A 25,829-nucleotide genomic window follows, 5' to 3' on the forward strand; every position below is an offset into this window, starting at 1 on the left:
TCCCTTTTTCGTGGCTGCTCTCTGGCGCCTGGATCCAACGATAAAAGCGGGAACAATGCTGTCTATCACCAAAACGCCACGCTTAACAGGAAACCGCCAGAAACACGCTTTAGGGCAAAATTTTCGCGATGCTTGCGCTCTCGGCGCAGCGTGATAGTTTAATCTTAAAATAAAACGCTCTCTAAATGAGATACGGGGAATATCGTGATGCCGACTACGAGCTATATGCACCGGCTTTCGCCGTCCATCGATTCGTTCCAGGACACCATGTCCGGGCTGCTCCGGCCTTGCCGCATCTCGAAGAAATCCAGCCGGACCTACCGCACCGAAGTCGCCCACGGGCGCATGCGGCCCTTCGGGCTGACGGCAATCCGCGTCGGCGGCCATGCCCGCATCGAGGTGGACGCGCATAATGATATGACCTTGTTGCAGGTTCCGTTGCAGGGCATCTTCGTTTCGCGCGACCGGCGCGGCGACGAGCTTTTGTATCAGTCGGGCATGAATGCGCAGCTGGTCGATGCGCATTCGGCGATCGACCTTGAGTTTCACCCGTCCACGCGCATGCTGATCTTCAGCCTCAACGATACCCAGATCGATATACTGGGCGGCAAGGAATTCATCGAACAGTTTACCCATAACAAGCGGGTTGTGTCATTCGATACGCCGGTCGGCCATGCCTTCTATCATCTGGCGCATTTCGTCATGAACGAGATCGAGAAGGACAAGGAAGCCTTCTTCCATGGCGGTCTGTCGGAGCGGCTGGAAGACAGCCTGATGGCGTCACTTGCGGCGGCGCTCGATACGCAGCCGCGTGCACGACCGCTGATGAGCGCGGTGCCAAGCTATGTCCAGCGCGCCGAAAAATTCATGCTCGACAATCTCGACAAGCAGCTGACCTTGCAGGAGCTTGTCGATGCAACAGGCACCAGCGCCCGCACCTTGCACCGCACCTTCCGCAGTGTCCGGGGCAACACGCCGCTCGGTGTGTTCAAGAACATGCGGCTGGACAAGGTGCATGCGGAACTTGCCCGCGGATATGCCGGGCCCGGTGATATTACGCGCATCGCCATGGCCTGGGCTTTCAATCATATGGGCCTGTTCTCCGCCGATTACCGCCAGCGCTTTGGCTATCTTCCGTCGGAAACGGTGCGCCGCGCGCAATAGGGTTGCGGTTGCTACACGTGATCCTACCGATAACAAAATGTTGCGCAATTGCGCCGGTCCGTGGCAACGGACCGTGCTTCCGTTGTGGGATCAAGCCCCTTAAAATTGGAGGTTCGAAACTGCTTCGGGAATGAACGAATGACACGACAGTTGCATCTCACCGCCTTCATGCGCCCCGTCAGCCTGCACACTGGCGCGTGGCGATATCCGGGAGCCTATCCCGATGCCAATTTCAATTTCCACCATCTGAAGTCTTTTGCGCAGAAACTCGAGGCCGCCAAATTCGACGCCTTCTTCATGGCCGATCATCTGGCCGTGCTGAACATGCCGGAAGAGGCGCTGAAGCGCAGCCACACCGTGACATCTTTTGAGCCGTTCACCTTACTGTCGGCGCTGGCGGCGGTGACGGATAGGATCGGTCTGGCGGCAACGGCCTCGACAACCTTCGATGAGCCTTACCATATCGCCCGGCGTTTTGCCTCGCTCGACCATATCAGTCAGGGGCGGGCGGCATGGAACATCGTCACGACCTCCAATCCCGATGCGGCGCTCAATTTCGGCAAGGAAGAGCATCTCGTTCATGGCGAGCGCTACAAGCGCGCGCGTGAATTTTTTGATGTCGTGACGGGATTGTGGGACAGTTTTGCCGATGACGCATTTTTGCGCGATCAGCAATCCGGCATCTTTTTCGACCCATCGCGTATGCATGTTCTCGACCATAAGGGTGACGACTTCAATGTGCGCGGCCCGCTCAATATTGCGCGCCCGGTGCAGGGCTGGCCGGTGATTGTGCAGGCAGGCCAATCGGAACCGGGACGCCAGCTGGCCGCAGAGACCGCCGAGGTTGTCTTCTGCGCGCCGCGCGGATTGTCGGATGCAAAGAAACTTTATGCTGATCTGAAGAGCCGCGTTGTAGCCGCCGGGCGAAATCCGGACCACCTCAAAATATTGCCCGCCGCCTTCATCGTGATCGGTGACACGATTGAAGATGCAAAGGAAAAGCGCGCAAAGCTTGATAGTCTGGTGCATTACGACAGCGCCATCGCATCGCTGTCGATTGCCATCGGGCACGATGTATCCGGCCTCGATCCAGATTCATATCTGCCTGAACTGCCCGATACCAATGCCAGCAAGTCGAGCCAGGAACAGGTGTTGAAGCTGGCGCGCGAAGAAAAACTGACGGTTCGCCAGCTTGCGCAGCGCTATGGCGGCTATTCAGGTCTGGCTTTTGTGGGCACGCCCGAAAGTGTCGCCGACGAGATGCAGCAATGGCTGGACGAGGCCGGTTGCGACGGCTTTACGGTGGTGTTTCCGTTCGTGCCGCAAGGGCTGGACGACGTGGTGGAAAGACTGGTGCCGGAATTGCAGCGGCGCAATATTTTCCGCAGCGATTATGAGGGTTCCACTCTGCGCGAACATCTCGGACTACCGCGCCCAAGAAACCAGTTTTTCGGATAGAAAAACCATAACGAAAACACCGCAACCGATCAGGCGTGATCGGCTACGGTGTTGTCAGTTTCGCTCGGCTCGGATCAGTTTGCTGCACCAAAGACGCTGTAGCAATTGCGTCCCTTGCCCTTGGCCTGATAGAGCGCGATGTCGGCATTGCGCGCCAGATCCTGTGGGGTGACGCCGTCACGCGGCGCAACCACCGCGCCGATGCTGGCGGAAACATCGAGAACGATGCCGTGAATGATAAACGGTTCGCGGAATGCGTCGACAATCTTTGCTGCAACGGTTTCAATCTCGTCTGGGCCGCTTAACGTTGGCAGAACGACAGCAAATTCATCGCCGCCAACCCGGACCGGCAGATCGCTGGCGCCAAGAGTGGAGCGCAGACGCCGCGCGGCCTCAATCAGCAGTGCATCGCCCATAATATGTCCATGCGTGTCGTTCACGGCCTTGAAGCGGTCGAGATCGATCAGCAGCGCGCCGACGGATTTTCCCTGCTTCAGCGCATCTTCGATCATCGGGATCGCCAGCTCATAGAGCGCGCCGCGATTATAGAGTTTCGTCAGCCGGTCAGTCAGCGCCAGACGCTTCAGGGCGATGGAATCGTCATTGAGAAACTTGTTGGTCTTTTGCAGGCGCAACAGCCCGCTGGCGATGCTGGCAAAGTCTTCCAGCCTGGCCAGTTCGCTTTTGGAAATCTGCCGGGGCTTGTTGTCGAGAATGCAAAGCGAACCAACGGTCAGGCCCGCATCCACCGAAACCGGCGCCCCTGCATAGAACCGGAAGAGCGGTTCGCCGGTGACATAGGGCATGGTGCAGAAGAAACGGTCTTCAACCATATCCTCGACCACGAAGCTCTTGCCGCTTTCCACCACAAATGTGCAGGCGGTCATCTCGCGCGGGCAGCTATCCACATGCTGACCGGCATTGGCCGCGACGCGTTGCCAGTCCTGATCGATGATGTTGAGCGCGGACGTGCTCGCGCCAAAAGCCTCCTTGACGAGACCGACAAGCGTGTCGAGTTCTGGCAGGCCGATGCTGGACAGGGAGACGAGGCTGCGAACGCTTTCGAGCCGTTCGACTTCATTGGCCGGAATGGAAAAGCTTCGTTCCGGCCGTGTGAAGCCCTGCGCACCTGTATTCATCATCGTCACCATCATGCATTTCTCATCCCGCCCAGATCATAGATAGGCAATACGACAGCAACAGCAAGCAAAGCCTGCCCATGGTGAAGAAGTTTGAACAAAATTTGTAGTGTGCTTATGCCGCCTCGATATCGCGAACCGGCGGATTGCCGTAGAGGCGGCTATATTCGCGGCTGAATTGCGAAGGGCTTTGATAACCCACCCGATGTCCTGCCGTGCCTGCATCCAGTCTTTCAACCAGCATCAGCCGCCGCGCTTCGCTCAGCCGCAGCTGCTTCTGATACTGAATCGGCGTCATGGCTGTGATCGACTTGAAATGGTGGTGGAAAGACGACGGGCTCATATTCACATATTCGGCCAGTTGTTCGATGCGCAGGGGTAGCGCAAAATGCTGGCGCAACCATCCGATGGCGCGCGCAATCCGGTTGGCCTGGCTGTCTACGGTGGCGATATTGATCAGGCGGTCGCCGCTGGGGCCGGTCAGCAGGCGATAGAGGATTTCCTGTTCGATCAGCGGCGCCATGACCGGAATATCCTCCGGGCTGTCGAGAAGGCGCAAGAGCCTGATCACCGCATCGACCAGCCCGGCAGGTGCAGCGTTGACGCTGATGCCCCACTGGTTTTCCGATTGGGAGATGCTTCTGCGAATATCACTGCGGCCAAGCAGATCGACCAGTTTTTCACTGTCGATGGCGAGTGAAACGCAAAGATGCGGCGCCTCCGCGCTGGCTTCGACCACCCGCCACGTGACCGGCAGATCAAGCGAGGTGACCAGATATTCTCCCGTAGCATAATTGATCGTAGCCGACCCAAGGCGCAGCGACTTCGAACCTTGAAGAACCATGGCGAGACACGGGCGATAGCTGCCGTGGCAGGGAACGCTCGGCGTCGAACGCCTGCTCAAGGAGAGGCCGTCGATCGCGGTTCTGCACTCGCCATCGGTTTCGATGAAGCGCTTGGCGAGCGAAGCCAGCTCCCTATATGCATCGACGGGTAAGTTCATGGGCACCTCGGTTTGTCAACGATCCGACATGGTCTTCATTTATCCAGTTCGGAAAACGAAACCAAGAGACAGGGTAGGTCATGCGGGCCAGATTTGCAGGATTATGCAAGAAGCTTGCAGGATCGGTCTACCCTCTTTCCTCAGGTTCACGGCATAGTCAATCATCTCATCCTTCCCCAATTTTCCCTGAAAAACGGAGTTTATTATGGCTATTGCAAGAGGTTATGCCGCCACCGATGCGGATCAGCCGCTGGTGCCGTTCACATTTGAACGTCGTGAACCCAATGCCGACGATGTGGTCATCTCGATCCAGTATTGCGGTGTGTGCCATTCCGACATTCATACGGTTCGCAACGAATGGAAAAACGCCGTTTATCCAATCGTTCCCGGCCATGAAATTGCGGGCGTCGTCACGGCTGTCGGCGACAAGGTGACCAAGTTCAAGGTTGGCGACAAGGTCGGCGTCGGCTGCTTCGTGGATTCCTGCGTTGGTTGCGCAACACGCGACGTTGATAACGAACAATATCTGCCGGGCCTCATTCAGACCTATAACTGCGATGACGCAGAAGGAAAGACGCGCACGCAGGGCGGCTATTCCGACCAGATCGTCGTCAAGGAAGGCTATGTGCTGTCCATTCCGGACAATCTGCCGCTCAATGCCTCGGCCCCGCTGCTTTGCGCCGGCATCACGCTTTATTCGCCGCTCCGCCACTGGAATGCCGGCCCGGGAAAGCGCGTGGCCATCGTCGGCATGGGCGGGCTTGGCCACATGGGCGTCAAGCTGGCCAGTGCGATGGGCGCACATGTCACGGTGCTGAGCCAATCGCTTTCGAAAAAGGATGACGGCCTCAAGCTCGGCGCAAAGGAATATTACGCCACCAGCGATGCTTCGACCTTCGATAAGCTCGCAGGCAGTTTCGATCTGATCATCTGTACGGTTGGCGTCGCCATCGACTGGAATGCATATCTCGGCCTGCTCAAGGTCAATGGAACCATGGTGAATGTCGGCGCGCCGGAACATATGGTGCCGGTCCATGCCTTCTCGCTCATTCCGGGCCGCAAGAGCCTTGCCGGTTCGATGATCGGTTCGATCAAGGAAACCCAGGAAATGCTGGATTTCTGCGGCGAACACAACATCGTCTCGGAAATCGAGATGATCAATATTCAGGATATCAACGAGGCTTACGAGCGCGTTCTGAAAAGCGACGTGCGCTATCGCTTCGTAATCGATATGGCTTCTCTGGCAGCCTGATAAAATAAGAGGCGGGATCTATTGGTCCCGCCTTTTTCATAGCGCCGCAGGAACAGGCTCTCAGAACTGGAGTACCTGACTGAGCAACAGCACCGTGCCGACGGCGCACGAGCAGGCGAAAAGCGTCAGCTCCGATGCGGTCAGCCGGTCGATCCAGATCGGTCGCTTCAATGGTCGGTTTGTTCGCGATGGTGTGTGGGCGTGCAATTCCGCTTTTGCCCCATTATCCTTTTTCATTGAACTGCTGTGCATTTTTCATTTTCTCCCCCATCCAACGCCAACTGCGTTGGGTCGCCGCAAGATCGGCGCATATTTACTAAACATTAACCAATTTTCCGGCGTCGGGAAACAGCGAAATTGGATGAACCAACACGCCCGTTTGGCGAATGACCATGCAAGTCCCGCTACGCTTCAAGCGCGGTAGCTTGTCTGCATGGTTGCAATCGGGCCCGGCTTCTGGTCAAAGCCTGCAACGGTTTGCAGAAATGTCAGAACAAGACCCGAAGCAGGATTTGTTGAACCATGCCCGATAATGGCGCATCCGCACCATTCATTGCTGTCAATGGCGTCGGTTATGCGATAGCCGGGCGGCCAATCCTGCACGGTGTTTCGCTTCACTCCAATGCGCGCAGAATGGGCATTGTCGGCAGAAACGGCTCCGGCAAGAGCACGCTTGCGCGGCTTCTGGCGGGGCTGCTGAAACCAACGGAAGGCGCGATCCGTATCGCTGGCCAGGATATTTATGAAGACCGCAAGGCCGCGCTTTCAACCGTCGGCATCCTGTTTCAAAACCCCGAACACCAGATCATCTTTCCAACCGTCATCGAGGAAATTGCATTCGGCCTGCGCCAGCAGGGCGCGAGCAAAGCCGATGCGCGCATGATGGCGACCAAGGTACTGGCCGATTTCGGCAAGGACCATTGGGCCGATGCTGCCATCCAGTCGCTGTCGCAAGGGCAGAAGCATCTGGTCTGCATGATGGCGGTGGTCGCCATGCGCCCGGCGCTGATCATTCTCGATGAACCTTTTGCCGGTCTCGATATTCCGACACGGCATCAGCTGGCGCGCTATCTGAATGGCGGCGAGGCGCGCCTTCTGCACATTTCCCATCACCCGGAAGACCTGCACGGTTATGAGGAAGTGTTCTGGATCGATCAGGGCCAGATCCGGGAAACCGGGGATGCGCAAACGGTTCTGACCCGTTATGTTGAAGAAATGATCCTTCAGGGCAAGAGCGATGATCTCTCTCACCTCTCCCGTTAAAACACGCGCGCATCAATGGCCGGTGGCGGCCAAGGTGGCCGCACTTTGCATCGTCACAACGACGCTTTTCATGGTCAAGTCGGTCTGGTTCCAGCTTGGCGCGTTGGTGTTTTGTCTCGCGCTCTACGCCCTCCCGGGGCGCGTATTCTTTCGCGCCGGCTTGCAGGCCATGCGGCCGGTTCTACCCTTTGTTGCGGTGATTTTTCTCTGGCATTTGGCTTTCTACACCGCGCTTGAAGGGGTGGAGATCACGGTGCGCGTGGCCACGATGATTGCGCTCGCCAATCTGGTGACGATGACCACGCCGCTTGAAGATTTCGTGCATCTGCTCCGGTTCTTAAACACGCCTATGCGCCGCCTTGGCCTGCCGACGAAAATTCTCGAAACGGCCATCCCGCTGGTGATACGCTTTACGCCGGTGCTGATTGTCCGGGCCAGACAGCTTGTTGAAGCCTGGCGCGCCCGGTCGCGCAGGCGTCCGGGCTGGCAACTGGTGCTGCCGCTGTCGCTGGCGGCGCTCGACGATGCCGATCATGTTGCCGAAGCATTGCGTGCTCGCGGCGGAACTCTCAAGTAAAGGCTCCCCTATGGAAAGAAATGTCGCCCACGTGGCTCTGTTTGCAGCGCTGATCTGCGCACTCGGATTTCTGCCAGCCGTTACGCTCGGCTTCGGCGTGCCGATTACCGCGCAAAATCTTGGCGTCATGCTGGCCGGTGCTGTGCTGGGGCCAAAACGCGGTGTTGCCGCTGTGGCGCTGGTCATTCTTCTGGTGGCAATCGGATTGCCGGTTCTGGCGGTCGGACGCGGCGGTCTCGGCGTTTTTGCCGGCCCGACGGTCGGCTTTCTGCTCGGCTGGATACCGGCGGTTTATGTGACCGGCCTTTTCATCGAGCGTGCACCCATCACCAATCTCGGCGTGTCCACCTTTCTCGGCGCGGTGCTGGGCTGTATCGGGGTGCTCTATCTGTTCGGCGCTATCGGCATGTCGCTGATCCTTGCAAAGCCTTTTCTTGAAGCGGTCAAGCTCCTTGCCATCTTCATTCCGGGCGATCTGGTCAAGGCTGTCATCACCGGTGTTCTGGTGTCGGCACTTGCCAAAATACGACCGCAGGATATTCATCGCGGTCAAACCATACGCTGAAAAGCTGTGCGTTCACGGTAACTTGTATCGCGCCGCAAAGCAGATCGGTATTCCTGATGCTTTCTCCAATTGGAGAGATTACGATAATTCTTCGTAGCGAATCGATGTCGAGCTTGGGAGACATTGCATGGCAGCAGAGACCGGTGCGGCGCGTACCATTCGGACCATTGTTGAAACCATTCAACCGCAGTTGAATGTCAAACTGTGGGACGGCACCCAGATCGGCGCTTTCGACGGGCCAACGCTGGCGATCAAGGACCCCTCGGTCGTGCGTCAGGTGGTGTTGAAGCCGAATTACGATACGCTTATCAGTCTCTGGACCTCCGGCGCGGTGGATATCGAAAACGGAACCATCTTCGATGTCGCAGAAACAAAGATCGACGGTCATCTCAAGGAGCGCATCAAGGCGCTGCCGAAATGGCAGTTGCTGAAAGGCATTCCATCACTGCTCTTTGCCGGAAAGGCGAAGGACCAGGCGAATATCGACGGAAAGTCGCCCTTCGTCAGCGGCTCCAACAAGGAAGCGATCACCCATCACTACGATGTGTCGAACGAGTTCTATCAGTTGTTTCTTGATGAACGCATGGTCTATACCTGCGCCTATTTCACCGACTGGCAGAACAGTCTGGATCAGGCGCAGCACGACAAGCTGGACCTGATCTGCCGCAAGCTGCGCCTGAAACCGGGCGACCGCTTTCTGGATATTGGCTGCGGCTGGGGCGCGCTTTTGATCCATGCCGTTCAGAATTACGGCGTGATCGGAACCGGCGTTTCACTGTCGGAAGCACAGACGGCGCTCGCCCGACAAAGGATCAAGGCCGCCGGGCTGGAAGACAAGATCACCATCCACATCAAGTCTTATACCGAGCTTGATCAGGAGTTCGACAAGATTTCTTCCATCGGCATGTTCGAACATGTCGGCATCGCTAATTACGACACCTATTTCAACGCGGTGCGGCGTCTGCTGCGGCCCGGCGGGCTCTATATGCATCACGCCATCACCCGCCGGATGAAGAAGAACAAGAAGAGCTTCAACCGCAAAAGTGCGGAACATCTGGCGCTGGTAAAATATATCTTCCCCGGCGGCGAGCTGGACCATCTGGGCATGACCGTCGAGAATCTCGAAGGCCATGGCTTCGAGGTGCATGACGTGGAAAATCTCCGTGAGCACTATGGGCGCACCTGCCGCCTGTGGGCGGAACGGCTTCATGCCAATTTCGACAAGGCTGTCGCCGAGGTCGGTTATCCGAAGGCGCGGCTCTGGATACTTTATCTCGCGGGCTGTGCGCTGGCGTTTGAACGCGGAACAGTCCAGATCAACCAGACACTTGCCTCGAAGCGCAAACGCGGCATTTCGGCTGTGCCGCAAACCCGCGCGGATATTTATCAGAGTTAAACAGGTGGAGCAGAAAGCCCCGCCTGCCGCCTGAAGGATTATCGGACTTCGCGGTCGATATCGCGCCGCAGCACGAAGGCCGTGGTGATGTCGTCCACGATATCATGGGCGGCAACGAGATCGCGCACGCGGTTGAGGTCGTCGATTGTCGCCGCTTCCAGCTCGACAACCAGATCAAGCTGCCCGCTGACCGATGAGACGCGGCGGACTTCAGCGTGCTGCGCCAATATGTCGAGAAGCGCCAGCGCAGGCGTGCGTTTCAGGCTTACGAGCAATATGGCGCGGATGAAATTGGTATCGATCTCGCCAATATCCGCGCGATAGCCGCGAATGACGCCGCTGCGTTCCAGATTTGTGACGCGCTCGCTGGTCGCGCTGCGGGACAAGCCGATACGACCGGCCAGCGTCTTCAGCGCGATGCGCGCTTCCTTGGACAGAATTGCCAGTATTTCGCGATCTTTCGCGTCAAGTTCCCGCATCGTTACCCTATACGCATGACCGGACATATGCCGGTCTATTCCGACAAAGTGCCGGTTCTTCCGACAGGATACTTGATGCCCGAAAACGCATTGCGTGCCAAGCTTCTGATAAGAAATCTAAACTGGAAACGCACTATCCATGACCGATCTGTCCCATCCGAACCCGCAGTTTTCCGCAGCCGATGCCGAGAAGCTGGCCATTGAAGTCTTTGGTGTCACTGCCACGGCATCGCCGCTCGACAGCGAACGCGATCGCAATTTTCGTCTGGAGACCGGAACGGATGCCGACTGGATTTTAAAAATCGTCAATGCCAGCGAGCCGCAGGTCGAAAGCGAATTCCAGACCGCGCTTCTGCAGCATCTGGCCAGTGCCGATGCGAAGCTCGCGGTTCCGCATCTGAAGCCAAGCCTTTCGGGCGATGTGCTTGCATCGGCTGTGGCGGGCGGTGGCGAGCGCCATGCCATGCGGCTGGTGGGCTGGCTTCCGGGTGTTCCCCTCGCGGAAGTCAAACGCACGTTTGGGCTGATGCGCAATCTCGGTCGCGCGCTGGGCGAACTGGACCATGCCTTGCAGGGCTTCATCCATCCGGGCGCTGTGCGCGATCTGGATTGGGATTTGCGCCATGCGGCCCGTGCGCGCACGCGCCTGCATTTCGTCGGCGATGCCGACAGACGCGCGCTGCTTGAGCGCTTCATTGTGCGTTTTGAAAATCACGTCGCGCCGAAACTGTCGCGCCTGCGTGCACAGGTCATCCACAATGATGCGAATGACTGGAATGTACTGGTCAGCAAGAGCGACCATGAACAGATTGCCGGATTGATCGATTTCGGCGATGCCGTTCACACGGTTCTGATTGCCGAAGTCGCCATTGCCTGCGCCTATTCCATTCTCGACATGGAAGATCCAATTGGTGCGGCAGCGGCACTGGCCGCCGGATTCCACGAAAAATACCCGCTCAAGGCGGAAGAAATCGACGTTCTGTTCGATCTCATCGCCATGCGTCTTGTCACCAGCGTGACCTTCTCTGCTTCGCGCCACGACAAGACGGACGACAATCCATATCTGGCGATCAGCGAGGCTCCGGCCTGGCGTCTTCTGGAAAAGATGGACGCGATGAACCCGCGTTTTGCGACCGCTATTCTGCGCAAGGCCTGCGGCTTCGACGCTATCGAGGGTGCAGGCGCGGTTCGCAAATGGATTGCGGATAACAGCAAGACCTTTGCGCCGATTGTGCATCCGGCACCGGCGACCATGACCAAGGCGCTGGTGCCATATGGCGATGAAACGCATGTCATGACGGTTGCCTCCGCCGAACAGCGCGCCAGGGAAGCGACGGAATGGTGGGATAATTTCTGCACTGACAACAACGTTCAGCTCGGTATCGGCCCCTGGGGCGAAAAGCGCACTGTCTATACCGACACCGCGTTTGAATCGCGCTTCATCGAAGGGCAGCGCCGCATCCACCATTTGGGCGTCGATCTGTTCATGCCTGCCGGAACGCCGCTTTACACGCCGCTGGCCGCAACGGTCGTCAGCGTTGAAATCGAACGCGAACCGCTCGGCTATGGCGGTCTCGTCAAGCTTGAGCATCGCCCGGAAGGCTGCCCGCCTTTTGTAACCCTGTGGGGGCATATGGCACATGAGGCGCTCGGTCGTCTCAAGCCGGGCGAGAGGCTGGAAGCTGGCGATCTCGTCGGCCATATGGGCGATATTCACGAAAATGGCGGATGGACCCCGCATCTGCATTTCGAAATGACGACGGATATCAATCTGTCGGCAACCGAAATTCTGGGCGTCGGCGAAGCGGCCTATCTCGACGTCTGGGCCGATGTTTTCCCGGATGTGGCGGGGCTGGCGGGCATTCCGCCGGAGACCTTCCATCAGGATGGACGCACCCGCGCAGAAATCATCGCGAAGCGCAAGGAAATCCTGCTTCCGAACCTGTCGATTTCCTATTCCGAGCCGATCAAGTTCGTGCGCGGCGAGGGGACGTGGCTGATCGACAATTACGGTCGCGCCTATCTCGATTGCTTCAACAATGTTTGCCATCTGGGGCACGCCCATCCGGAAGTGGTGGAAGCCATCGCCCGTCAGGCGGCGCTGCTCAATACCAACACCCGCTATCTGCACGACAACATCGTGGCCTATGCCGAACGGCTGACGGCAACCTTGCCGGAAGGACTGACGGTCGCGTCCTTCGCCTGCTCGGGCAGCGAAGCAAACAGCCTGATGCTGCGCATGGCACGCAATCATACGGGCCGCAAGGAAGCCATCGTTCTCGACTGGGCCTATCACGGCACCACGCAGGAGCTGATCGATCTCAGCCCCTACAAATACAAGCGGAAGGGCGGTGAAGGGCGACCGGATCACGTCTATGAGGCGGTCATTCCCGACAGCTACCACGCCCCGGAAGACTGGCCGCTGGAGGAACATGGCAAGCGCTTTGCCGAGAGCATTGCCGAACAGATCGACACCATGCGCAAGCAGGGTCGTGCGCCGGCTATGTTCTTTGCGGAATCGATTCCAAGTGTCGCCGGTCAGGTATTCCTGCCAGAAGGCTACCTCAGGGAAGTCTACGCTATGGTTCGTGCCGAAGGCGGACTTTGCGTTGCCGACGAAGTGCAGGTCGGTTTCGGTCGCGTCGGCAGCCATTGGTGGGCGTTTGAAATGCAGGATGTGGTGCCGGATATCGTCACCATGGGCAAGCCGATTGGTAATGGCCATCCCATGTCGGCTGTGGTGACCACCCGTGAAGTTGCAGACAGCTTCAATAACGGCATGGAATATTTCAACACCTTCGGCGGCAATCCGGTGTCCTGTGCCGCTGGTCTTGCAGTCATCGACGTGATCGAACGCGACAAGCTGCGCGAGAATGCGCTGACTGTCGGAAACTATCTCATCAACGGTTTCCGTAAGATGCAGCAGCGCTTCGATATTATCGGCGATGTTCGCGGTCAGGGACTGTTCCTCGGTATCGAGCTTGTCACGGATCGCAAGACCAAGGCGCCAGCAACGGCGCTGGCCCGCAAGATCAATGACGGCGCGCGCGAACGCGGCATCCTGATGGGGACTGAGGGTCCGCATGACAACGTGTTGAAGATGCGCCCGTCCATGGTGTTCAGCCGCGCCAATGCAGATCATTTGCTCAGCGTTCTGGCCGACAGTTTCGAGGCTGCGTTGAAGTAAAGCCTCCAACATCAGGGCCGATTTTCAAGGCCGCATTCCGATCCGGTTCGCCGGGTGGGAGTGCGGCCTTTTCTTTTAAAATCGCGCCCTCGTCCGCCGACAATATGCCGGTCATTTCCGGCAATGTGTCGGGCTGGCAGTCATATTGCAGGATGCTTGGAAACAAGGCCTGTGCCAAGCTCTGTCGATGAAGGTTGATGGCAAACCATAAGCCTAACAATAAGACCAATCCAGAGGAAACACCAAAGCCATGAATAGCAAGCTCAAGACCATGTTTGCGGCTGCAGCCGTAGCACTCGCCGCCGCCTTTTCCGCCATGCCAGCGCATGCGGATGAGCTGGAAAAGCTCAAGGAAACCGGTGAGTTACGCGTCGCCATGAGTGGCGCCTATCCTCCGTTCAGCTTCACCAATGCCGATAATCAGGTGGTAGGCTTCGATGCTTCGATCGGAACGGAAATCGCCAATCGTCTGGGCGTGAAGGTCAAGCTCGTGACCACGCCATTTGACGGTATCATTGCAGGTCTTCTGGCCAAGAAATACGATGCTGTTGTCGCCTCCATGACCATCACCCCAGAGCGTGAAAAGGCCGTCGATTTTGTGGGACCCTACTACCATGCGGGCCGCACGGTTGTGGTCAAGGAAGACGCCCCCATCCAGAAACTGGAAGACCTCAATGGCAAGACCGTGGGTGTGACCATGGGTGATGCCCATGAGAAGTGGGCCAAGGCACAGGGCGACCTCAATGTTCGCACCTATAAGGGCCTGCCGGAAATGTTGATTGATCTTGATGCAGGCCGCATCGATGCTCTTGTCATGGACAGTATTCCGGTGAAGATCGCGGTGAAGGAAACCGGCCAGAAGGTTCGCATTCTCGATACGCCGAATATCGAAGGCGGTCGTGAGGCGCTCGGCATTGCCATTCGCAAGAACAATCCGGAACTCAAGGCTGCCATGCAGAAGGCACTCGACGACATGCTCGCCGATGGCGGCTACGAGAAGATCTCGATGCAGTGGATCGGTAGCGATATTCGCTAAGCTGGCTTTTAATCCGGCCCGGTTTATCCGGGCCGGTACATGCGATCTTCCGGAGTAGTTCTATGGATCTTGCGTTAATGCGGCACGTCCTCCCGTTTTTTCTGGAGGCGGCATGGGTAACTGTGCAGATTTCCGTGCTTGCTCTTGTGTTGGGATTCGTCATTGCGGGCATTCTGGTCGTCGGACGCCTTTCTAACAGCTTTGTTCTGCGTTTTTTGTCCGGCGCCTATGTCAGCATTTTTCGTGGAACGCCCTGCCTCGTGCAGCTGTTCGTGCTTTATTTCGGTGGCCCGCAGATCGGGCTCGAACTGGAGCCCTATGCGGCCGGTGTGATCGGTCTGGGGCTCAATATCGGCGCTTACATGGCCGAGTCTATTCGCGGCGCAATTGCAAGCGTGGATCGGGGCCAGGACGAGGCAGCCCGCTCGATCGGGTTTGGCCGCGGCCAGACGCTGCGCCTCATCATTCTGCCACAGGCCGCACGCCTGATGATCCGCCCGCTCGGTGTGAATGCGGTTGCTCTGGTCAAGGGTTCGGCGCTGGTATCGACCATTTCCGTGGTTGAACTCACCTATACGGCGCAACGCTTCATCAGCTCGACCTACAAGCCATTCGAGATTTTCGCAGTTGCTGCGGTCATTTACATGCTCATCGTCTATGTGGTGGCGTCGCTTGTCGATCTGCTCGACAAGCGCTTCGCTGCACGCTGAGGGAGGACGCAATGCCAGTTCTCGATTTTAGTATCGTCGCTCCCTATACCGATCTGCTCTTGACCGGATTGTGGTGGACCATCGTTCTTGCGGTCGCATCCAGCGCGCTGAGCTTCATCCTCGGCATCGTCTTTGCGCTGGTTGTGCTTTATGCACCGGCTTTGTTCGCCTATCCGGTCCGCTTCTTCATGTGGCTCTTCATGGGAACGCCGCTGCTTTTGCAGCTCTATCTCATCTATTACGGTCTGGTGCAGATCGGGATCGACATTCCGGCCCTGTTTGCGGGCATTCTCGGATTGAGCCTGCATTTCGCGGTCTATAATGCGGATGTGTTCCGGGCGGGTATCGTCTCGGTCGATCCGGGGCAGACGGAAGGTGCGCGATCCATCGGGCTAAGCCAGGGGCAGACGCTGCGCTATGTCATCATCCCGCAGGCCATCCGCAACACCATCCCGCCCATCGGAAACAATATGATCGTGCTGTTGAAAGATACGTCGCTGGTGTCGATCATCGGCATCGCCGAACTGGTTCACAGCGCGCAGATCGCCATCAGTGAAACCTATAGTCCGTTTGAGTTCTATCTGACTGCCGCCGCACTTTATTACGTGGTCAACCTCATCATGGAAGCGGGCCTGCGGCATATCGAAAGAAAAGTGGAGGTTACGCGATGAGCGCCTTGAAGCCTATGGTTGAAGTGAAAGGCGCCCGCAAAGCCTATGGTGCGCTGGAGGTTCTGAAAGGGATCGATCTTTCTGTATCGCGTGGCCAGATCATCGCGATCATCGGCCCGAGTGGTTCGGGCAAGAGCACATTGCTGCGCTCTATCAATCATCTGGAGACGCTGAATGGCGGCGAAGTCTGGCTCGACGGGTTGCAGGTCAACCAGCCGCTGAGTGGGCAGGCTTTTGAAAAGCACATCAACGCGGTGCGCCAGCAGATGGGCATGGTGTTTCAGCACTTTAATCTGTTTCCGCATCTCACCGTGCTGGAAAACATCACGCTGGGACCGACAAAGCTGAAGGGCATGTCAAAATCGGCGGCCCGCGAACTGGCGCTGGAACTGCTCAACAAGGTGGGGCTCGCCAGCAAGGTGGACGTCTACCCGTCGCGCCTTTCCGGCGGCCAGAAACAGCGCGTTGCCATTGCCCGCGCGCTTGCCATGCAGCCGAAGGTGATGCTGTTCGACGAGGCGACCTCGGCGCTCGATCCGGAACTGGTCGATGAAGTGAATGCGGTCATGAAGCAGCTTGCTGCTGAGCATATGACGATGCTGATTGTCACGCATGAAATGCGCTTTGCCGGTGAGGTTGCCGACAGGATCATCTTCATGGACGGCGGCGTTGTGGTTGAAGAAGGCGCGCCCGCAGACGTGTTGCGCAACCCGCAGCAGGACCGGACGCGGGCCTTCCTGAAAAATTATATCGCTTCTTAAGCGTCACCTCGAAATGAAAGCCCCCGGACCAACCAAGTCCGGGGGCTTTTTCTTGAGGAAAGCAGGGCTTGCGATCAGCCTTCCTTATGCTGTTGCGCGGCCAGTTCCTCGACGCTCATATCCGGCTCGTTGCGGGTCTTGTAGAGCGAGTAGAGCACACCGCTTGCGAGAATGCCGAGCGTTACCACCAGCGACAGCAGTGTGTTGATATGAACACCCAGCGGCACGAGGAAAATCTTGATACCGATCAGCACCAGAATGATCGCCAGCGATACCTGAAGATAGCGGAAGCGGTTCATGGCGGCGGCGAGTGCGAAATAGAGCGCACGCAGGCCGAGGACGGCGAAGATGTTCGAGGTGTAGACGATAAATGTATCCTGCGTGACGGCAAACACGGCAGGGACGGAGTCGACGGCAAAGATCAGGTCGACGGTTTCAACCATGATCAGCGCGACTGCAAGCGGCGTTAGCCAGGTGACGAGCTTGCCGGTTTTCGGGTGTGGCTTCTTGACGGTGAAATGGCGCCCGTGCACCTCGCTGGTGATATTGAAGCGCTTGCGCAGGAACCGGAAAACCGCATTCTGCTCGATATCGGGCGTTTCATCCTGATGGCGGAACATCTTGAAGCCGGTGAAGACGAGGAAGGCGCCGAACAGGAACAGGATCCAGTTGAACTCATGCACCAATGCCGCGCCCAGCCCGATCAGAACCGCGCGGAAGGCGATGACGCCCAGAATACCCCAGAACAGCACGCGGTGCTGGTAAAGGCGGGGGATGGCGAGAAAGCCGAAAATCGTTGCGATGACGAACATATTGTCCATCGCAAGGCTCTGCTCGATCAGATAGCCGGTATAGAATTCGAGGCCCGCCTGCGCGCCGCGTTCCCACCAGACCCAGCCGCCGAAAGTCAATGCGATGACGACATAGAAGCCGTAAAGGAGCAGGCTCTCCTTGGCTCCGATTTCATGTTCGTCGCGATGCAGAATACCAAGATCAAATACCAGCAAACCCACGACGATCGTGATGAATGCCGCCCAGAAGTATACAGGTGTGCCGAGAAAATCGCCCGAAAGGGCTAAAATAAGCGAATCCATCGCCGGACCATCTCCATTTGAACAAGTGGAGCAGCCCCGACATCGCCATAGCGGAAAACCATGACCAGAGGGGCCCGGCGCTGCCTTCTTCAAATGTGTATGTTTTTGCCCGGTTCAAGGGTGGAGTGTAAAATTTTTGTGAGGGGGTGTGGCAGTCTGGAGCGGATTCCCGCTCCAGACGGATTTCGTTGCAATATCAATGTTGTGGCGCGGGCGTTTCTTCTGCGTCCGGTTCCTTGATGCGGAACCATGCCACATAGAGCGCTGGCAGGAACAGGAGGGTGATCGCCGTGCCAGCGATGATGCCGCCCATCATGGCATAGGCCATCGGCCCCCAGAACACTTCGCGGGCAATGGGGATCAGCGCCAGGCTTGCCGCCGCCGCCGTCAGTGCAATCGGGCGCATACGGTGCTGGCTGGCGATCATCACAGCATCCCAGGGCTTCATGCCTTCGGTGATATGTTCCTCGATCTGCACAATCAGGATGACGGAGTTTCGGATCAGAATGCCGATCAGCGCCAGCACGCCCAGAATGGCGACGAAACCAAGCGGTTTGCCGCTTGGCAGGAGTGCTGCAACCACGCCGATCAATCCAAGCGGCGCAACCGCCACCACGAGGAACAGGCGCTGGAAACTCTGCAACTGCAGCATCAGCACAGTCGCCATCACAAACAGCATCAGCGGAACAACGGCTGCAATCGGGCCCTGGCTCTTGCCGCTTTCCTCAACCGTGCCTGCGGTCTGAATATAGTAGCCAGCCGGTAGCTTGTCGGCGAAAGCCTTGATCGCGGGGCCGAGGTCTTTCACGATCGTATCCGGCATGGTCTTGTCGATAATGCCTGCCGCGACCGTGATCGTCGGGATGCGCGAGCGGCGATAGATGACGGGCTGCTCAAGCTCGTAGCGGAAATTGGCGATGGAAGCGAGCGGCACCGAGGTGCCGTTGCCGGTCGCAATTTGCAGGCTCTGCAAGGTGTCGATGGAATCGCGTTCGTGCTTTTGCGCGCGCACGACGACATCGATCAGATAGATCGAATCCCGCACCTGCGTGATGGTGATGCCGCCGACGACACCGTTCAGCGTCGTGGCAATATCCTTGGATGAAATGCCAAGCTTGCGCGCCTTGTCCTGCATGACATCGACACGGATCACGCGGCCGGGTTCATTCCAGTTATAATTGACCACACCCAGTCTTTCGTCGGCGGTCAGGATGCCCGCGAAATCCTGCGCCAGACCACGCAGTTTCTGAATGTCCGGGCCGGAAATGCGGTATTGCACGGGGCGTCCGACCGGCGGTCCAAGCTCCAGGAATTTCACATAGACGTCGGTGCCGACATAATCCTTGCGGAAGACCTCATCAAACTTGGCCTTCAGGCGGTCTCGCGCTTCGACATCCTTGGCGACGACGACCATCTGGCCGAAATAGGGATTGTTCGGCTGCACGTCGAAGGAGAGGATGAACCGGATCGCGCTTTGCCCGACATAGGTGCTCCAATGCTCGATATCGGGATTGCCTTTTAGCATGGTTTCTTCGAAACGCTCCATCTGTGCCCGGGTTTCGGCGATGGAGCTGTTTTGCGGCAAGGTCCAGTCGAGAACCAGTTCCGGACGATCCGACTGCGGGAAGAACTGCTGTTCGATGAAGCGCATCCCGAAAACTGAAACCGCAAACAGAAGGACGGTTGTCACGATGGTCACCCAGCGATAGCGCATCGCCAGCAACAGCGCCCTGGAAAAGGCTTCAAAGAAGCGGCTGCGCTTTTCCGCATGGGGCTTCATTTTCTTGGGCAGGAATGTGACGCCCAGCAGCGGCGCAAACAGCACCGCGACAATCCACGACACCACCAGCGAAACGGCGATCACCACAAAGAGCGTATAGGTATATTCACCCGCCTGACTGGAATTGAGGCCGATCGGGATGAAGCCCGCAATGGTTACAAGTGTGCCTGTCAGCATCGGAAAGGCCGTATGCGAATAGACGTAAGTGGCGGCCTTGTTGATCGGATCGCCGAATTCCAGTCGCGCCACCATCATCTCGACCGCAATCATGGCGTCGTCGACCAAAAGGCCGAGCGCGATGATAAGCGCGCCGAGCGACACGCGTTGCAGTGAAATATCCAGAAGCGACATCGACAGGAAGGTGATCGCAAGCACGAGCGGGATCGATAGCGACACCACGAATCCGGCGCGCAAGCCAAGGCTGACAAAGCTGACCGCAAGCACGATGACCACGGCTTCGAACAGTGCGCTGGTAAAGCCGGATACGGCTTCCTTCACGACATGCGGCTGGTCGGCCACCTTGAACACCTTGACGCCAACAGGGAGTTCCGCCGTCACCTGCTGCATCATCTTGTCGAGCGCCGCGCCAAATTCCAGCAGATTTCCGTTCGGCTTCATACCGATGCCAAGCCCGATGGAATCCGCGCCATTGACGCGGAAGATGGATGTTGGCGGGTCGACATAGCCGCGCGTGATGGTGGCCACATCGGACAAGCGGAAGAACCGGTCATTGACGCGCAGATTGACCGCGCGCAGATCGGCTTCGGAATTGAACTGGCCGCTGACGCGGACACTGATCCGTTCCGGCCCGGCCTGAACGACGCCCGATGGCGTGATCGCGTTCTGGTCCTGCAAGGCCTGAAGCACGGCCTGCTGGTCGAGACCAAGTGCTGCGACCTGCCGCGTCGAAAATTCGAGATAGATCGCCTCGTCCTGCGCGCCGATCAGCTCGACCTTACCGGCATTGGGCAGCGTCAAAATCTTGGCGCGCACATCTTCCGCATAATCACGCAGCTGTCGCATGGACAGACCATCAGCGGTGAAGGCGAAGATATTCCCGAAAACATCGCCGAACTTGTCGTTATAATAAGGCCCATAAACGCCATCAGGCAGTTCCGGCTTGATATCGTCCAGCATATGCCGGACTTCATTCCAGGCGTCGGTGACCTGACGTTTACGCACCGTGTCCTTCAGGAAAACGAAGACGACAGACTGGCCCGCGGTCGTTACGCTGCGCGTATAATCGAGCGTATCGAGTTCCTCGAGCTTCTTCTCGATGCGATCCGTGACCTGATTGAGCGTTTCTTCCACGGAAGCGCCCGGCCAGTTGGCCTGCACCACCATCGTCTTGACGGTGAATTCCGGGTCTTCTTCGCGACCGAGATCGAGATAGGACACGAAGCCTGCGACCAGAAACACGAGCATGAAATACCAGACCAGCGATCTGTGGTTCAAAGCCCAGTCGGACAGATTGAATCCCTTTTTCACAGGCCAGTTCCTTTCTGGTCCAGACGGACTTTCTGTCCTTCTTTCAATTCATAGACGCCAGCAATCGCCACATAGCTGCCGACCTCGACATCACCGGCAACGAAATTGCCGCCCTGCCGCGCGATAACCTGAACATCGTGCAGCGAGACGGTCTGTTTGTCGGGATCGATAATCCAGATGCTTGTCTTGCCGTTGTCCTCGCGCAGGGCCTGGATCGGCAGGCGCACCACATCCTTCTCCGGCGTCGCCAAAGCGGCGCGGATGGTCGCCCCGAGACGGAAACCGTCGGGTGGATTGTCGAGGGCAATTCTGACCCGGCGGCTGCGGGTTTGCGCATCCGCCTGCGGCGCGACTTCCCGCACAGTGCCGGTTCCCGTCACCGACGGATCAGCCTGAAGCTGAACATTGAAGGCAGCACCCGGCGCGAAGTACTGTGTCATGCTGTCGGGAATATCGACCACGGCTTCACGAATGTCCGGGCGCGCCACCGTCATCACTGCCTGACCGGCGGCGACCACCTGTCCAACCTCGGCATTGGTTGCCGAAATTACCCCGTCATAGTCGGGGCGCAACACGGCATAGCTGCGCTGGTCCTGCGCCTTTTTCAGCCCGGCCCGGGCCTTTTCCAGTCCTGCACTGGCGCTGTCGCGCGCCTGTCTGGCGGCATCATAATCGGCCTGCGAAACATTGTTGCCCTGCAGCAAAATGCGCTGCCGTTCCTCACTGGCCGAGGCATTGGCATATTGCGCCTCGGCGCTCGCCAGATCGGCCTTCGCCGACTGGATCGCCAGATCAAGCGTCGACGGATCAAGCGTTGCGACGCTCTCACCCTTCTGCGCCAGATCGCCCACCTGCACCGGACGGCTGATGATGCGCCCAAGCACGCGGAAGGCGAGATCGGTCGAATAGCGCGGCTCGATCGTACCGGCAAACCCCGCCTGCGTGGCCGGCCGCGGTTCAACAACCATGTAGAGAACCGGGCGAACGGGTTCGGCCTCCGCTTCGCTTTCATCGCTCTTGCCGCAGGCTGCGAGCACAAGCGTGGTCATCAGCACCGCGACGCGCATCAGGGGGAGGGCAATGGGCTTTCGGAATTCTCGCATCATTGCGCAACCGCCCCTTCCTGCGTCTGCATGATTTCGGTCGGCTCGCCCGACCGCAGCATCTGCGCGCCTTTCGTGACGATCAGTTCGCCGTCGTTCAAGCCGCCATCCACGATCACCCGTTCCTTTTCATAGGAAAGCACGGTGATTGGAACCAGCGTTGTAACATGGGTATCGTCAGCCACCCGCCAAACGGCGGGGCGTCCCGCGTCGGATGTCATGGCGCTCCATGGCAGCACGATGACTTGACGGCTATCCATATGCACCGTTCCGGTGACGGTCGCACCAAGCGCCATCTGTGGCGGGGTTTTGGCAATGCCAACCTTGACCCGGACCGTGCCGGTCTGCGCATCGACGACCGGAGAGATTTCGCGGATTTGCCCTTCTGCAACAATGGAAGCGTCCGACAGCAGCGCAATTGTCACGCCCATGCCGTCCTTGGCGTGGTTGACCAGCGTTTCCTGCACGTCGAATACGGCATCGCGTGGTCCATCCTCGGCAATCGAAAACGCCGTCTGCGCGGCCTGTATCACCTGACCCGCTTCGATGTTGCGCGCCGTGACGACACCGGAAACCGGGGCGCGCAGTTCGGTGTAGGACAGCTGGTCGCGCGCGTCGCTAAGCTGGCTTTCGGCGCTCGAAAGCGCGCTTTGCGCGGTTTGCAGGGTCTGGTTTGCCTGATCATAGGTGCTGCGGGTCGTGAAACCCTGCGCGAGAAGCGCCTTCTGGCGTTTGAAATTGGCGTCCGCCTGAACGAGCTGCGCCTGCGCAGCATCCTTCGAGGCCTGAGCAACACGCAGATTCGCCTGCTGTTCGGCATCGTCGATGCGGGCGATCAGCTCGCCTTTCTCGACATGCTGGCCGATCTCGGTCTTGCGCTCCACGACCTGCCCGCCAAGGCGAAACGAGGTGTTGACCAGCGAGCGGGCGGCAATCGCGCCGGAAAGCGTCAATCGGGGCTGATAATCGCTTGCCGCCACCTTCATCACCGCAACCGGAACCACATTGCGGGAATCGGCACGGGCCGGAGCGCCAAATGTTATTGCCGAAATGCAGAATGCAAAGGCAGCCGTGGTTCCGAATATGACGCTTCGTCCGGAGCGGAGGAAACGGTAGGAAGGTTTTGCAATCATTGAACGATCCCGGTGGTTCGCATCTGCGGGAGAATGCAATCAAACGGCTTTCAACGAAAGCTTATTTTTTACGTAGGCGTCAATTCAACCGGGTCCATAGCGCACTTTAAAATTGCGAATCTGTAATAGGGCTTGATATCGCCTTTGTTGACACCCGCGCGACCGGATTGCGTCACGAAACCGTCATGAGCCACTTCTAGTATTCCGTGCAATTGTGCGGAGTCGTCGCGGCTTCGGGTGTTATCTTCAGCTTATGGTGTGAACATGTTCGAGAGCAGCCATCTGGACCGTATCAAGGCGGAAATAGCCGACAGTTTCGATGAAGAGCTGGAAATGCAGATCGAGGAAGAGCGGCTCGATGCGCTGGTCGCCGAGGGCATGTCCGGCCCCGCCGAACAAACACTTGAACGCCGCCTTTATTTTCGCGAGCTGTTTCGTCTCCAGCATGAGCTGGTGAAGCTTCAGGACTGGGTGCAGCACAAGAAGCTCAAAGTCGTCGTGCTGTTCGAAGGCCGCGATTCCGCTGGCAAGGGTGGCGCGATCAAGCGCGTGACGCAGCGTCTCAATCCGCGTGTCTGCCGCGTCGTCGCGCTGCCTGCTCCCACCGAACGCGAGCGCAATCAGTGGTATTTCCAGCGTTATGTGCCGCATCTGCCGACCGCTGGCGAAATGGTTCTGTTCGACCGCTCCTGGTATAATCGGGCCGGTGTCGAGCGCGTCATGGGCTTTTGCACAAAGGACGAACTGGAAGAGTTTTTCCGCTCCGTTCCCGAATTTGAACGCATGCTGGTGCGTTCCGGGATCATTCTCATCAAATACTGGTTCTCGATCACCGACGAAGAGCAGGAATTCCGGTTCAATATGCGTATCCACGATCCGCTGAAGCAGTGGAAGCTTTCGCCGATGGACCTCGAAAGCCGCGTTCATTGGGAAGACTACACCAAGGCCAAGGAAGAGATGCTGCACCGCACCCATATTGCGGAAGCGCCATGGTGGGTTGTCGAGGCCGTCGACAAGAAAAAGGCGCGCCTCAATTGCATCGCCCATCTTCTGTCGCAGATCCCTTATGAGGATGTGCCGAAGTCACCCATCCATCTGCCGGAACGCGTGCGCCATGACGATTATGTACGTCACCAGACCCCGTCCGAAATGTATGTGCCGGAAGTGTATTAGAGGCTCGATGCGGGGCCACTTTGTTCCGGGTATTGGTACACGACATTGAACATTATTCACGGTTCGCTGAAGGAACATAGTCCCGGTCTGGTGGGGGCCTATCACAAGCGCCCCGATCATGCGGTTGTGGAACTCAAGGCAGACGAAGTGGATGCTGCGCTGGCCGCTCAAGACGGCTGGGTGTGGCTGCATGTCGATCTGGTCGATCAGCGGGCACAGGGCTGGCTCTCGGAGCGCTGTGCCTTGCCTGCGTCGGCGCGGGCGATATTGGAGGGACATGACGATAGTCTGGTGCTCAGCCATGAGGCCGGAACGATCCATGGCGTCATCGCCGACATGCATCAGGACATGGAGCGCATGTCCACCACAATCGGCCGTCTGCATTTTGCGGTGACGGGCGGGCTTCTGGTAACCGGCAGGCGGCATCCTCTGGAAGCCGTAGACAGGGTGCGCCATTCCTTTGCCAGCGGTTTTTGCCCGGCAACGGCCTATGAATTATTTGAGGCGGTGGTTACGGCCTTCTGCAAGAACACCGCAATCAGGCTCAATGAGGCGAGCAAGATGCTCGATACTGTTGAGGATCGGTTGGTGACCGAGCGGTTGAATGATGAACGCAGGGATCTTAAGGAAGTGCGCAGACTGGCGGTCTCGCTGCATCGTCCGGTGGCCGGTATGGTGGCTTTGTTTGAAGAGGAAGACCGTCTGGACTGGACCTTGCCTGAGATGGGGCATGCCGCGTTGAAGCGGCTTTCCATGCGGCTTGAGCGCCTCGACCGTGAAATCGTCATGGTCAATGATCGTGCGCGGTTGTTGCAGGAAGAGATTGCAGCGGAACTGGCGGATGATTCAAACCGCAGCCTCAAAGTGATGGCGGTGATGAGCGCATTGCTGCTGCCCGGCACGCTGATTGCCGGTATTTTCGGGATGAACACTGCCGGATTGCCCTTCACAGGCGACGGGTCCGGTTTCGGCTGGGCGATTGTTCTGGGTGTCGGCGCGACGGCGCTGTTTTACTGGCTTCTACGCAAGGCTGGTATCAGCTTGCGGCTTTGAACAGCGCTATCCCGAACAGGAGGCACCGTTTCGAAGGGCCTCCTGTTGGAAATATTGTTTACTTCTGGGTGGGCGCCGTAGTTTCTGCGCTTGCCGTTGTTTGCGGCTTTTCCATTTTTGTTGACGATTGCGCATTGTGGTAAGTGCAGTCTGCCATCGCAGCCGTAACCGACAGAGCGAGGACAGCGGTCGTTACAAATACGACTTTCATATCTGTCTCCATTCAGTGTTAGTTTCGTGGGGCATTACACAGACAACTCTAGCAAATGCTGCCAGTCTTGTCTCATCACTTCATATTCTAGTGGATTGAATTTGACGTTTGAATCCCGGCTGACATAGATGCT

22 protein-coding genes are annotated in these 25,829 nt (G+C 57.8%); 14 read left to right on the plus strand and 8 right to left on the minus strand.

What is annotated here, in order from left to right:
* The first annotated feature begins 207 nt into the window (after positions 1-207).
* Complete coding sequence (locus tag FIC94_RS09100) at positions 208-1,164, plus strand: AraC family transcriptional regulator (protein WP_109366850.1); 957 nt, start codon at positions 208-210, stop codon at positions 1,162-1,164.
* A gap of 138 nt (positions 1,165-1,302) precedes the next feature.
* Complete coding sequence (locus FIC94_RS09105; RefSeq protein ID WP_140024642.1) at positions 1,303-2,622, plus strand: LLM class flavin-dependent oxidoreductase; 1,320 nt, start codon at positions 1,303-1,305, stop codon at positions 2,620-2,622.
* A gap of 74 nt (positions 2,623-2,696) precedes the next feature.
* On the opposite strand, the gene FIC94_RS09110 is transcribed toward FIC94_RS09105, so the two are convergent.
* Both FIC94_RS09110 and FIC94_RS09115 read right to left on the minus strand, forming a co-directional pair.
* The gene (locus FIC94_RS09110) at positions 2,697-3,776 is read right to left on the minus strand and encodes a sensor domain-containing diguanylate cyclase (protein WP_140024643.1); all 1,080 of its coding nucleotides are present in this window, start codon (positions 3,774-3,776) and stop codon (positions 2,697-2,699) included.
* Between the two features lie 100 nt (positions 3,777-3,876).
* On the minus strand, positions 3,877-4,764 hold the full coding sequence (locus FIC94_RS09115; RefSeq protein ID WP_140024644.1) for an AraC family transcriptional regulator: 888 nt from the start codon (positions 4,762-4,764) through the stop codon (positions 3,877-3,879).
* A 205-nt stretch (positions 4,765-4,969) separates the two neighbouring features.
* Between FIC94_RS09115 and FIC94_RS09120 the strand changes: the two genes are divergently transcribed.
* Positions 4,970-6,016 (plus strand): NAD(P)-dependent alcohol dehydrogenase, encoded by a 1,047-nt coding sequence (locus FIC94_RS09120; RefSeq protein ID WP_140024645.1) that lies wholly within the window; start codon positions 4,970-4,972, stop codon positions 6,014-6,016.
* Positions 6,017-6,076: 60 nt separating this feature from the next.
* On the opposite strand, the gene FIC94_RS09125 is transcribed toward FIC94_RS09120, so the two are convergent.
* Positions 6,077-6,268 carry a hypothetical protein gene (locus tag FIC94_RS09125; RefSeq protein WP_140024646.1) on the minus strand — a complete coding sequence of 64 codons (192 nt, stop codon included), beginning with the start codon at positions 6,266-6,268 and terminating at the stop codon, positions 6,077-6,079.
* Between the two features lie 270 nt (positions 6,269-6,538).
* On the opposite strand from FIC94_RS09125, the gene FIC94_RS09130 reads away from it, so the two are divergent.
* From FIC94_RS09130 to FIC94_RS09145, 4 genes are all read left to right on the plus strand, one after another.
* The gene (locus FIC94_RS09130) at positions 6,539-7,279 is read left to right on the plus strand and encodes an energy-coupling factor ABC transporter ATP-binding protein (protein WP_140024647.1); all 741 of its coding nucleotides are present in this window, start codon (positions 6,539-6,541) and stop codon (positions 7,277-7,279) included.
* Positions 7,254-7,856: an energy-coupling factor transporter transmembrane component T family protein gene (locus FIC94_RS09135; RefSeq protein WP_140024648.1), complete on the plus strand. Its 603-nt coding sequence runs from the start codon at positions 7,254-7,256 to the stop codon at positions 7,854-7,856. The genes FIC94_RS09130 and FIC94_RS09135 overlap by 26 nt, the downstream gene beginning before the upstream one ends.
* Positions 7,857-7,866: 10 nt before the next feature.
* A complete protein-coding gene (locus FIC94_RS09140) occupies positions 7,867-8,421 on the plus strand; it encodes a biotin transporter BioY (RefSeq protein WP_109366857.1) in 555 nt (184 codons plus the stop codon).
* 127 nt (positions 8,422-8,548) lie between these two features.
* On the plus strand, positions 8,549-9,817 hold the full coding sequence (locus tag FIC94_RS09145; protein WP_140024649.1) for an SAM-dependent methyltransferase: 1,269 nt from the start codon (positions 8,549-8,551) through the stop codon (positions 9,815-9,817).
* Positions 9,818-9,855: 38 nt separating this feature from the next.
* Here the strand turns inward: FIC94_RS09145 and FIC94_RS09150 are convergent, their stop codons facing one another.
* Positions 9,856-10,296 carry an Lrp/AsnC family transcriptional regulator gene (locus FIC94_RS09150; protein ID WP_078338226.1) on the minus strand — a complete coding sequence of 147 codons (441 nt, stop codon included), beginning with the start codon at positions 10,294-10,296 and terminating at the stop codon, positions 9,856-9,858.
* Between the two features lie 139 nt (positions 10,297-10,435).
* Between FIC94_RS09150 and FIC94_RS09155 the strand changes: the two genes are divergently transcribed.
* The 5 genes from FIC94_RS09155 to FIC94_RS09175 all read left to right on the plus strand — a co-directional run bounded on the left by FIC94_RS09155 (position 10,436) and on the right by FIC94_RS09175 (position 16,661).
* Positions 10,436-13,483, plus strand: coding sequence for an aminotransferase class III-fold pyridoxal phosphate-dependent enzyme (locus FIC94_RS09155; RefSeq protein ID WP_140024650.1), 3,048 nt, complete (start codon positions 10,436-10,438; stop codon positions 13,481-13,483).
* A gap of 250 nt (positions 13,484-13,733) precedes the next feature.
* Entirely contained in the window at positions 13,734-14,519 is a 786-nt protein-coding gene (locus FIC94_RS09160) for an ABC transporter substrate-binding protein (RefSeq protein WP_109366860.1), read from the plus strand.
* Positions 14,520-14,581: 62 nt separating this feature from the next.
* Positions 14,582-15,229, plus strand: a complete 648-nt coding sequence (locus tag FIC94_RS09165) for an amino acid ABC transporter permease (protein WP_109366861.1) — start codon at positions 14,582-14,584, stop codon at positions 15,227-15,229.
* A gap of 11 nt (positions 15,230-15,240) precedes the next feature.
* The gene (locus FIC94_RS09170; RefSeq protein ID WP_140024651.1) at positions 15,241-15,900 is read left to right on the plus strand and encodes an amino acid ABC transporter permease; all 660 of its coding nucleotides are present in this window, start codon (positions 15,241-15,243) and stop codon (positions 15,898-15,900) included.
* Positions 15,897-16,661 carry an amino acid ABC transporter ATP-binding protein gene (locus tag FIC94_RS09175; protein ID WP_328592132.1) on the plus strand — a complete coding sequence of 255 codons (765 nt, stop codon included), beginning with the start codon at positions 15,897-15,899 and terminating at the stop codon, positions 16,659-16,661. Before FIC94_RS09170 ends, FIC94_RS09175 begins: the two co-directional genes overlap by 4 nt.
* 74 nt (positions 16,662-16,735) lie before the next feature.
* On the opposite strand, the gene FIC94_RS09180 is transcribed toward FIC94_RS09175, so the two are convergent.
* The 4 genes from FIC94_RS09180 to FIC94_RS09195 all read right to left on the minus strand — a co-directional run bounded on the left by FIC94_RS09180 (position 16,736) and on the right by FIC94_RS09195 (position 23,259).
* Positions 16,736-17,755 (minus strand): TerC family protein, encoded by a 1,020-nt coding sequence (locus FIC94_RS09180; RefSeq protein ID WP_140024652.1) that lies wholly within the window; start codon positions 17,753-17,755, stop codon positions 16,736-16,738.
* A gap of 196 nt (positions 17,756-17,951) precedes the next feature.
* Complete coding sequence (locus FIC94_RS09185; RefSeq protein WP_124915314.1) at positions 17,952-21,023, minus strand: efflux RND transporter permease subunit; 3,072 nt, start codon at positions 21,021-21,023, stop codon at positions 17,952-17,954.
* The gene (locus FIC94_RS09190; RefSeq protein WP_180917944.1) at positions 21,020-22,090 is read right to left on the minus strand and encodes an efflux RND transporter periplasmic adaptor subunit; all 1,071 of its coding nucleotides are present in this window, start codon (positions 22,088-22,090) and stop codon (positions 21,020-21,022) included. The genes FIC94_RS09185 and FIC94_RS09190 overlap by 4 nt, the downstream gene beginning before the upstream one ends.
* Positions 22,091-22,125: 35 nt before the next feature.
* A complete protein-coding gene (locus FIC94_RS09195) occupies positions 22,126-23,259 on the minus strand; it encodes an efflux RND transporter periplasmic adaptor subunit (RefSeq protein ID WP_140024653.1) in 1,134 nt (377 codons plus the stop codon).
* A gap of 264 nt (positions 23,260-23,523) precedes the next feature.
* On the opposite strand from FIC94_RS09195, the gene ppk2 reads away from it, so the two are divergent.
* Both ppk2 and FIC94_RS09205 read left to right on the plus strand, forming a co-directional pair.
* Entirely contained in the window at positions 23,524-24,432 is a 909-nt protein-coding gene (gene ppk2 / locus FIC94_RS09200) for a polyphosphate kinase 2 (RefSeq protein WP_140024654.1), read from the plus strand.
* 45 nt (positions 24,433-24,477) lie between these two features.
* The gene (locus tag FIC94_RS09205; RefSeq protein ID WP_140024655.1) at positions 24,478-25,485 is read left to right on the plus strand and encodes a transporter; all 1,008 of its coding nucleotides are present in this window, start codon (positions 24,478-24,480) and stop codon (positions 25,483-25,485) included.
* Positions 25,486-25,829: the final 344 nt, after the last annotated feature.

This window comes from Ochrobactrum teleogrylli (assembly GCF_006376685.1).
In the GTDB taxonomy this organism is placed as follows: Bacteria; Pseudomonadota; Alphaproteobacteria; order Rhizobiales; family Rhizobiaceae; genus Brucella; species Brucella teleogrylli.

Bases quoted from the DNA above. Each gene is read 5' to 3' on its own strand.
- FIC94_RS09130 (WP_140024647.1), top strand. From the start codon at position 6,539: ATGCCCGATAATGGCGCATCCGCACCATTCATTGCTGTCAATGGCGTC.
- FIC94_RS09175 (WP_328592132.1), top strand. From the start codon at position 15,897: ATGAGCGCCTTGAAGCCTATGGTTGAAGTGAAAGGCGCCCGCAAAGCC.
- FIC94_RS09135 (WP_140024648.1), top strand. From the start codon at position 7,254: ATGATCTCTCTCACCTCTCCCGTTAAAACACGCGCGCATCAATGGCCG.
- FIC94_RS09115 (WP_140024644.1), bottom strand. From the start codon at position 4,764: ATGAACTTACCCGTCGATGCATATAGGGAGCTGGCTTCGCTCGCCAAG.
- FIC94_RS09125 (WP_140024646.1), bottom strand. From the start codon at position 6,268: ATGCACAGCAGTTCAATGAAAAAGGATAATGGGGCAAAAGCGGAATTG.
- FIC94_RS09110 (WP_140024643.1), bottom strand. From the start codon at position 3,776: ATGATGGTGACGATGATGAATACAGGTGCGCAGGGCTTCACACGGCCG.
- FIC94_RS09120 (WP_140024645.1), top strand. From the start codon at position 4,970: ATGGCTATTGCAAGAGGTTATGCCGCCACCGATGCGGATCAGCCGCTG.
- FIC94_RS09155 (WP_140024650.1), top strand. From the start codon at position 10,436: ATGACCGATCTGTCCCATCCGAACCCGCAGTTTTCCGCAGCCGATGCC.
- FIC94_RS09180 (WP_140024652.1), bottom strand. From the start codon at position 17,755: ATGGATTCGCTTATTTTAGCCCTTTCGGGCGATTTTCTCGGCACACCT.
- FIC94_RS09190 (WP_180917944.1), bottom strand. From the start codon at position 22,090: ATGCGCGTCGCGGTGCTGATGACCACGCTTGTGCTCGCAGCCTGCGGC.
- FIC94_RS09100 (WP_109366850.1), top strand. From the start codon at position 208: ATGCCGACTACGAGCTATATGCACCGGCTTTCGCCGTCCATCGATTCG.
- FIC94_RS09170 (WP_140024651.1), top strand. From the start codon at position 15,241: ATGCCAGTTCTCGATTTTAGTATCGTCGCTCCCTATACCGATCTGCTC.
- FIC94_RS09105 (WP_140024642.1), top strand. From the start codon at position 1,303: ATGACACGACAGTTGCATCTCACCGCCTTCATGCGCCCCGTCAGCCTG.
- FIC94_RS09160 (WP_109366860.1), top strand. From the start codon at position 13,734: ATGAATAGCAAGCTCAAGACCATGTTTGCGGCTGCAGCCGTAGCACTC.
- FIC94_RS09150 (WP_078338226.1), bottom strand. From the start codon at position 10,296: ATGCGGGAACTTGACGCGAAAGATCGCGAAATACTGGCAATTCTGTCC.
- FIC94_RS09145 (WP_140024649.1), top strand. From the start codon at position 8,549: ATGGCAGCAGAGACCGGTGCGGCGCGTACCATTCGGACCATTGTTGAA.
- FIC94_RS09195 (WP_140024653.1), bottom strand. From the start codon at position 23,259: ATGATTGCAAAACCTTCCTACCGTTTCCTCCGCTCCGGACGAAGCGTC.
- FIC94_RS09165 (WP_109366861.1), top strand. From the start codon at position 14,582: ATGGATCTTGCGTTAATGCGGCACGTCCTCCCGTTTTTTCTGGAGGCG.
- FIC94_RS09140 (WP_109366857.1), top strand. From the start codon at position 7,867: ATGGAAAGAAATGTCGCCCACGTGGCTCTGTTTGCAGCGCTGATCTGC.
- ppk2 (WP_140024654.1), top strand. From the start codon at position 23,524: ATGTTCGAGAGCAGCCATCTGGACCGTATCAAGGCGGAAATAGCCGAC.